This window comes from uncultured Streptococcus sp., assembly GCF_963516575.1.
Taxonomy (GTDB): Bacteria; Bacillota; Bacilli; order Lactobacillales; family Streptococcaceae; genus Streptococcus.
This window is the reverse complement of the sequence record NZ_CAUQCP010000062.1, coordinates 1-7613: the sequence shown is the minus strand read 5'-3', so window position 1 is coordinate 7613 and position 7613 is coordinate 1. Positions and strand designations below refer to the sequence as shown.

At 41.7% G+C, this 7613-nt stretch carries 9 protein-coding genes and 1 pseudogene; 9 read left to right on the top strand and 1 reads right to left on the bottom strand.

Translation table 11 applies throughout. The annotated features are described in order from the left end of the window. Positions 1–284: 284 nt before the first annotated feature. Positions 285–1940: an Rqc2 family fibronectin-binding protein PavA gene (pavA, locus tag RWM06_RS08995; protein WP_313970871.1), complete on the bottom strand. Its 1656-nt coding sequence runs from the start codon at positions 1938–1940 to the stop codon at positions 285–287. A gap of 104 nt (positions 1941–2044) precedes the next feature. Here pavA and ybeY point away from each other — a divergent pair, with 104 nt between their 5' ends. From ybeY to RWM06_RS08950, 9 genes and pseudogenes are all read left to right on the top strand, one after another. After that, positions 2045–2542, top strand: a complete 498-nt coding sequence (ybeY, locus tag RWM06_RS08990; RefSeq protein WP_000275159.1) for an rRNA maturation RNase YbeY — start codon at positions 2045–2047, stop codon at positions 2540–2542. Then, complete coding sequence (locus tag RWM06_RS08985; RefSeq protein WP_000378166.1) at positions 2523–2918, top strand: diacylglycerol kinase family protein; 396 nt, start codon at positions 2523–2525, stop codon at positions 2916–2918. The genes ybeY and RWM06_RS08985 overlap by 20 nt, the downstream gene beginning before the upstream one ends. Positions 2919–2934: 16 nt before the next feature. Beyond that, a complete protein-coding gene (gene era, locus RWM06_RS08980; protein WP_000143264.1) occupies positions 2935–3834 on the top strand; it encodes a GTPase Era in 900 nt (299 codons plus the stop codon). A 48-nt stretch (positions 3835–3882) separates the two neighbouring features. Continuing rightward, positions 3883–4707: a DNA-formamidopyrimidine glycosylase gene (mutM, locus tag RWM06_RS08975; protein WP_313970870.1), complete on the top strand. Its 825-nt coding sequence runs from the start codon at positions 3883–3885 to the stop codon at positions 4705–4707. Further along, positions 4707–5312 carry a dephospho-CoA kinase gene (gene coaE / locus RWM06_RS08970; RefSeq protein WP_313970869.1) on the top strand — a complete coding sequence of 202 codons (606 nt, stop codon included), beginning with the start codon at positions 4707–4709 and terminating at the stop codon, positions 5310–5312. The genes mutM and coaE overlap by 1 nt, the downstream gene beginning before the upstream one ends. Next, the gene (locus tag RWM06_RS08965) at positions 5299–6498 is read left to right on the top strand and encodes a multidrug efflux MFS transporter (protein ID WP_313970868.1); all 1200 of its coding nucleotides are present in this window, start codon (positions 5299–5301) and stop codon (positions 6496–6498) included. The genes coaE and RWM06_RS08965 overlap by 14 nt, the downstream gene beginning before the upstream one ends. Continuing rightward, positions 6498–6647, top strand: a complete 150-nt coding sequence (rpmG, locus tag RWM06_RS08960; protein WP_001809104.1) for a 50S ribosomal protein L33 — start codon at positions 6498–6500, stop codon at positions 6645–6647. The genes RWM06_RS08965 and rpmG overlap by 1 nt, the downstream gene beginning before the upstream one ends. A 39-nt stretch (positions 6648–6686) precedes the next feature. Beyond that, on the top strand, positions 6687–6920 hold the full coding sequence (gene secG / locus RWM06_RS08955; protein WP_000282517.1) for a preprotein translocase subunit SecG: 234 nt from the start codon (positions 6687–6689) through the stop codon (positions 6918–6920). 100 nt (positions 6921–7020) lie between these two features. Next, positions 7021–7613, top strand: a pseudogene (locus RWM06_RS08950) (ribonuclease R); the annotation flags it as partial.

Below are 7613 nucleotides of genomic sequence, written 5' to 3'. Positions count from 1 at the left end.
CCTCAGACCCTTATTGGGGCGAAAAAATTGCTAGTGTGATGATGAAAATCAATGAAAAACTAGGTGGCAAAGATTAGTCCTAATACTTGGATATGATTTGAGTATAATACTCAATGAAAATCAAAGAGCAAACTAGGAAACTAGCCGCAGGTTGCTCAAAACACTGTTTTGAGGTTGTAGATAAGACTGACGAAGTCAGTCACATATATACGGCAAGGCGACATTGACACGGTTTGAAGAGATTTTCGAAGAGTATAAGCTAAAAATCCTGATTTCAAGTCGAATCAGGATTTTTTCATGGATGCGATTTTTTCTGGGTCTGGTGTGACGCGGAGGGTCTTTTGTCCTGTGTAAGTGACAAAGCCGGGTTTGCCACCAGTTGGTTTGTTGAGTTTCTTGACTTCAATCATATCTACCTGGACCAGATTTGACAGGCGACCTTGAGAGAAGTAGGCGGCTAGTTCTGCCGCGTCTGTCTTGACTTCATCAGATGGGTCAAGATTGCCTGAGATGACAACATGGCTTCCAGGAATGTCCTTGGCATGGAACCAAAGTTCCTCCTTGCGGGCCATTTTAAAGGTCAATTCCTCATTTTGCAGGTTATTGCGTCCGACATAGATGATGGTCTTGCCATCGCTTGCTAGATATTGTTCTGGCTTTTTGCGCTTCTGGATTTTCTCCCGTTGTCTTCTGCGGATAAAACCAGTTTGAATCAATTCTTCACGGATTTCAGCGATTTCTTCCAATCCAGCTTGGTTGAGAACAGTTTCCACACTTTCCAAATAGAGAATGGTTGCCTTGGTTTCTTCAATCAAATCAGTCAAGTATTTGACAGCTTCTTTGAGTTTCTGATACCGTTTAAAATAGCGTTGGGCATTCTGGTTGGGAGTCAGAGACTTATCAAGCGCAATGGTGATAGGTTGGTTGGTGTAGTAGTTGTCTAGGATAACCTGGTCTTGGTCGTTAGGCACTTGATGGAGGAAGGTTGTCAGCAATTCTCCTTTTTGGCGAAATTCTTCAGCATTGTCTGTTGCTAGTAATTCTTTTTCCTGTTTTTTGAGTTTATGGCGATTTTTTTGAAGTTCATTTTCAACACGACGAATGAGTTCACTGGCTTGCTGTTTGACACGGTCTCGCTCAGCCTTATCCTTATAGTAGGTGTCCAACAAATCAGAAAGACTGGCAAAAGGCTCTCCCACCTGATTTGCAAAAGGAATTGGACTGAAGGAAGTCTCAGTCAAACATGGCTTGGTTTCTTGATTGAAAAAATTTCGGAAAGTAGATAATTTATCACTAACCAGAATGTTTTCCAATTCATTTGCCGTATCGCGTCCCAGACCTTGAAAGAGGCTTTGAAGGTTTTTAGCTGTTGTTTCCTGAGTTTGCAGGATTTCAAAGAGTTTTTCATCCTTGATTGTGAAAGGGTTGAGCGATTCCGTACTTGGCGGAGCGATATAGGTCGACCCAGGCAGCAAGGTACGGTAGCTATTTTGTGAAAAACCGACGTGTTTAATGACTTCGAGGATTTTATAGCTGCTTTTATCAACCAGTAGAATATTACTGTGTTTCCCCATGATTTCGATAATCAATGTAGCCTGAATATGGTCTCCAATCTCGTTTTTATTGGAAACTGTCATTTCCACAATACGGTCATTTTCCACTTGCTCAATTGACTCAATCAAGGCTCCCTGCAAATACTTTCTTAAAACCATGATAAAGGTAGAAGGTTGGGCTGGATTTTCAAAAGTCGTTTGGGTCAGCTGAATGCGTCCAAAAACAGGATGGGCAGAAAGAAGCAGGCGATGGCTTTGGCGATTGCTACGGATTTGCAAGACCAACTCTTGTTCAAAAGGTTGATTGATTTTCTGAATGCGACCATTCACTAACTCTCTTCGCAATTCCTCAACCATGTGGTGTAAAAAAAATCCGTCAAATGACATCGTTCTCTCCTTGTGATTGTATTCCATAGTATTATATCAAAAAGGTAGAATAAAATCATGGAAATGTGGTATAATAAAGCCAAGTAAAGAGAAACGAGAAGCACATGTATATTGAAATGGTAGATGAAACTGGTCAAGTTTCAAAAGAAATGTTGCAACAAACCCAAGAAATTTTGGAATTTGCAGCCCAAAAATTAGGAAAAGAAGACAAGGAGATGGCAGTCACTTTTGTGACCAATGAGCGTAGTCATGAACTCAATCTGGAGTACCGTGACACGGACCGTCCGACAGATGTTATCAGCCTTGAATATAAACCAGAGTTGGAAATTTCCTTTGACGAAGAGGATTTGCTTGAAAATCCAGAATTGGCAGAGATGATGTCTGAGTTTGATGCCTATATTGGGGAACTGTTCATCTCTATTGATAAGGCACATGAGCAGGCCGAGGAATATGGCCATAGCTTTGAGCGTGAGATGGGTTTCTTGGCAGTACACGGCTTTTTACATATCAACGGCTATGATCACTACACTCCAGAAGAAGAAGCGGAGATGTTCGGTTTACAAGAAGAAATTTTGACAGCCTATGGACTCACAAGACAATAAACGAAAATGGAAAAATCGTGACCTGATATCCAGTTTAGAATTTGCTCTCACAGGGATTTTTACTGCTATCAAGGAAGAACGCAATATGCGAAAACATGCAGTGACGGCTCTAGTAGTCATCCTTGCAGGTTTTGTTTTTCAGGTGTCACGAATCGAATGGCTCTTTCTCCTATTGAGCATTTTCTTGGTAGTAGCTTTTGAAATTATCAATTCTGCTATTGAAAATGTGGTGGATTTAGCCAGTCACTATCACTTTTCCATGCTGGCTAAAAATGCCAAGGATATGGCGGCTGGCGCGGTATTAGTGGTCTCTCTTTTCGCAGCCTTAACAGGCGCATTGATTTTTCTCCCACGAATCTGGGATTTGTTATTTTAAACAGTAAGAGGAAATTATGACTTTTAAATCAGGCTTTGTAGCCATTTTAGGACGTCCCAACGTTGGGAAGTCAACCTTTTTAAATCACGTTATGGGGCAAAAGATTGCCATCATGAGTGATAAGGCGCAAACAACGCGCAATAAAATCATGGGAATTTACACGACTGATAAGGAACAAATTGTCTTTATCGACACGCCAGGGATTCACAAGCCTAAAACAGCCCTTGGAGATTTCATGGTTGAGTCTGCTTACAGCACCCTTCGTGAAGTGGACACCGTTCTTTTCATGGTGCCTGCTGATGAAGCGCGTGGTAAGGGGGACGATATGATTATCGAGCGTCTCAAGGCTGCCAAGGTTCCTGTGATTTTGGTGGTGAACAAGATTGATAAGGTTCATCCAGACCAGCTCTTGTCTCAGATTGATGACTTCCGTAACCAAATGGACTTCAAGGAAATTGTTCCAATCTCAGCTCTTCAGGGAAATAACGTCTCTCGTCTAGTGGATATTTTGAGTGAAAATTTGGACGAAGGATTCCAGTATTTCCCATCTGATCAAATCACAGACCATCCAGAGCGCTTCTTAGTATCAGAAATGGTTCGCGAGAAAGTTTTGCACCTAACACGCGAAGAAATTCCTCACTCAGTTGCTGTGGTTGTTGACTCTATGAAACGAGACGAAGAGACAGACAAGGTTCATATCCGTGCAACCATCATGGTCGAGCGCGATAGTCAAAAAGGGATTATCATCGGTAAAGGTGGCGCTATGCTTAAGAAAATTGGTAGCATGGCCCGTCGTGATATCGAGCTCATGCTAGGAGACAAGGTCTTCCTAGAAACTTGGGTCAAGGTTAAGAAAAACTGGCGTGATAAAAAACTAGATTTGGCTGACTTTGGCTATAATGAAAAAGAATACTAAGTAGAGGTGGGCTCATGCCTGCTTCTTGTTTTTACAGAAGGAGGACTTATGCCTGAATTACCAGAGGTTGAAACTGTTCGCCGTGGCTTAGAAAAATTGATTCTGGGTAAGAGGATTTCGAGTATAGAAATTCGTTATCCCAAGATGATTAAAACGGATTTGGACCAATTTCAAAAGGAAGTGCCTGGTCAAGTTGTTGATTCAATGGGACGGCGTGGAAAATACTTGCTTTTTTACTTGACAGACAAGGTCTTGATTTCCCATTTGCGCATGGAGGGTAAGTATTTTTACTATCCAGACCAGGTTCCTGAACGCAAGCATGCCCATGTTTTCTTCCAGTTTGCGGATGGTGGCACGCTTGTTTATGAGGATGTTCGCAAGTTTGGTACTATGGAACTCTTGGCTCCTGACCTTTTAGACGCCTACTTTATTTCTAAAAAATTAGGTCCTGAACCAAGCGAACAAGACTTTGATTTACAGGTCTTTCAAGTAGCTCTATCTAAGTCTAAAAAACCTATCAAATCACATCTCCTAGACCAGACTTTGGTAGCTGGACTTGGCAATATCTATGTGGATGAGGTTCTCTGGCGTGCTCAGGTTCATCCAGCTAGACCTTCCCAGACTTTGACAGCAGAAGAAGCGACTGCTATTCATGACCAGACCATTGCTGTATTGGGACAGGCTGTTGAAAAAGGTGGGTCTACCATTCGGACCTATACCAATGCCTTTGGGGAAGATGGAACCATGCAGGATTTTCATCAGGTCTATGACAAGGCTGGTCAAGAATGTTCACGTTGTGGCACCATCATTGAGAAAATCCAACTAGGTGGACGAGGCACCCATTTTTGTCCTCAGTGCCAAAGGAGGAATTGATGGGAAAAATCATTGGAATCACTGGGGGAATTGCCTCTGGTAAGTCAACTGTGACAAATTTTCTAAGACAGCAAGGCTTTCAAGTGGTGGATGCTGACGCAGTCGTCCACCAACTACAGAAACCTGGCGGTCGTCTGTTTCAGGCTCTAGTCCAGCATTTTGGGCAAGAAATCATCCTTGAAAATGGAGAACTCAATCGACCTCTCCTAGCTAGTCTCATCTTTTCAAATCCTGAAGAACGAGAATGGTCTAAGCAAATCCAAGGAGAGATTATCCGTGAGGAATTAGCTACATTAAGAGACCAATTGGCTCAGACAGAAGAGATTTTCTTCATGGATATTCCCCTACTTTTTGAGCAGTCCTACAGCGCTTGGTTTGATGAGACTTGGTTGGTCTATGTGGACCGAGATATCCAAGTAGAACGTTTAATGAAAAGAGACCACTTGTCCAAAGATGAAGCTGAGTCTCGTCTGGCAGCCCAGTGGCCTTTAGAAAAAAAGAAACATTTGGCCAGCCATGTTTTAAACAACAATGGGAATCAGGACCAGCTTCTTACTCAGGTGTTCTCCCTGCTTGAGGGAGGTAGGCAAGATGACAGAGATTAACTGGAAGGATAATCTGCGCATTGCCTGGTTTGGTAATTTTCTGACAGGAGCCAGTATTTCCTTAGTTGTGCCTTTTATGCCCATCTTTGTGGAAAATCTAGGTGTAGGGAGTGAGCAAGTCGCTTTTTATGCAGGCTTAGCTATTTCTGTCTCTGCCATTTCTGCGGCGCTCTTTTCTCCTATCTGGGGTATTCTTGCTGATAAATACGGTCGAAAACCCATGATGATTCGTGCTGGTCTGGCCATGACTATCACTATGGGAGGCTTGGCCTTTGTGCCAAATATCTATTGGTTAATCTTTCTTCGGTTATTAAACGGTGTATTTGCGGGTTTTGTTCCTAATGCCACAGCTTTGATAGCCAGTCAAGTTCCCAAGGAGAAATCAGGCTCTGCCTTAGGTACTTTGTCTACAGGCGTAGTTGCAGGTACTCTAACTGGTCCCTTTATCGGGGGCTTTATCGCAGAATTATTTGGCATCCGTACTGTTTTCTTACTGGTTGGTAGTTTTCTATTCTTAGCTGCTATTTTGACTATTTGCTTTATCAAGGAAGATTTTCAACCAGTAGCCAAGGAAAAGGCCATCCCAACAAAGGAATTATTTACATCAGTTAAATATCCCTATCTTTTGATCAACCTCTTTCTGACCAGTTTTGTCATTCAATTTTCAGCCCAATCAATCGGCCCTATTTTGGCTCTTTATGTACGCGACTTAGGGCAGACAGAGAATCTTCTTTTTGTATCTGGTTTGATTGTATCCAGTATGGGCTTTTCCAGTATGATGAGTGCAGGAGTCATGGGAAAGCTAGGTGACAGGGTGGGCAATCATCGTCTCTTGGTTGCAGCCCAGTTTTATTCAGTTATCATCTATCTCCTCTGTGCCAATGCTTCTAGCCCCCTTCAACTAGGACTCTATCGTTTACTCTTTGGCTTGGGAACCGGTGCCTTGATTCCCGGAGTTAATGCTCTTCTCAGCAAGATGACGCCCAAAGCCGGTATTTCGAGGGTCTTTGCCTTCAATCAGGTATTCTTTTATCTGGGAGGTGTCGTTGGTCCCATGGCAGGTTCTGCAGTAGCAGGTCAATTTGGCTACCATGCAGTCTTCTATGCGACAAGCCTTTGTGTTGCCTTTAGTTGTCTCTTTAACCTTCTTCAATTTCGAACATTATTAAAAGTAAAGGAAATATAGTGCGAGTAAAAATTAATCTCAAATGCTCCTCTTGTGGCAGTATCAATTACCTAACCAGTAAAAATTCCAAAACCCATCCCGACAAGATTGAGGTTTTAAAGTATTGTCCCAAGGAAAGAAAAGTAACCCTACATCTTGAATCTAAGTAGATTTTATGGTAAAATAATAGGGATTTTAAGGAGTTTGATATGTATAACCTATTATTAACCATTTTATTAGTATTATCTGTTGTGATTGTGATTGCGATTTTCATGCAACCAACTAAAAACCAATCCAGCAATGTATTTGATGCCAGCTCAGGTGATTTGTTTGAACGCAGTAAAGCACGCGGTTTCGAAGCTGTAATGCAGCGTTTGACAGGGATTTTAGTCTTTTTCTGGCTAGCCATTGCCTTAGCATTGACGGTATTATCAAGTAGATAAGAAAATAATGGGCAGGACTAGGTCTTTGCCTCTTTTTATTTTTAAAGGATGTTTGAGAAGGTTTTACAGTAAAAGAAAATTAAAAATCTAGAAAGAAAATATGAAAGATAGAATAAAAGAATATTTGCAAGACAAGGGAAAGGTGACGGTCAATGACTTGGCTCAGGCTTTGGGAAAAGATGGGTCCAAAGATTTTCGTGAGTTGATTAAAACCTTGTCCCTAATGGAAAGAAAGCACCAGATTCGCTTTGAAGAAGATGGTAGTCTGACATTAGAAATTAAGAAAAAACATGAGATTACTCTTAAGGGGATTTTTCATGCTCATAAAAATGGATTTGGCTTTGTTAGTCTGGAAGGCGAAGAGGACGACCTTTTTGTAGGAAAAAACGATGTCAACTATGCTATTGATGGTGATACCGTTGAGGTCGTCATCAAGAAAGTCGCTGACCGCAATAAGGGAACAGCAGCCGAAGCTAAAATTATCGATATCTTAGAACACAGTCTGACAACCGTAGTCGGTCAAATCGTTTTAGATCAGGAAAAGCCTAAGTATGCTGGCTACATTCGTTCGAAAAATCAGAAAATTAGTCAACCCATCTATGTTAAGAAACCAGCCCTTAAACTCGAGGGAACTGAAGTTCTCAAGGTCTTTATCGATAAATACCCAAGCAAGAAACATGATTTCTTTGTCGC

Bases quoted from the DNA above. Each gene is read 5' to 3' on its own strand.
- coaE (WP_313970869.1), top strand. From the start codon at position 4,707: ATGGGAAAAATCATTGGAATCACTGGGGGAATTGCCTCTGGTAAGTCA.
- era (WP_000143264.1), top strand. From the start codon at position 2,935: ATGACTTTTAAATCAGGCTTTGTAGCCATTTTAGGACGTCCCAACGTT.
- pavA (WP_313970871.1), bottom strand. From the start codon at position 1,940: ATGTCATTTGACGGATTTTTTTTACACCACATGGTTGAGGAATTGCGA.
- RWM06_RS08985 (WP_000378166.1), top strand. From the start codon at position 2,523: ATGGACTCACAAGACAATAAACGAAAATGGAAAAATCGTGACCTGATA.
- secG (WP_000282517.1), top strand. From the start codon at position 6,687: ATGTATAACCTATTATTAACCATTTTATTAGTATTATCTGTTGTGATT.
- RWM06_RS08965 (WP_313970868.1), top strand. From the start codon at position 5,299: ATGACAGAGATTAACTGGAAGGATAATCTGCGCATTGCCTGGTTTGGT.
- ybeY (WP_000275159.1), top strand. From the start codon at position 2,045: ATGTATATTGAAATGGTAGATGAAACTGGTCAAGTTTCAAAAGAAATG.
- mutM (WP_313970870.1), top strand. From the start codon at position 3,883: ATGCCTGAATTACCAGAGGTTGAAACTGTTCGCCGTGGCTTAGAAAAA.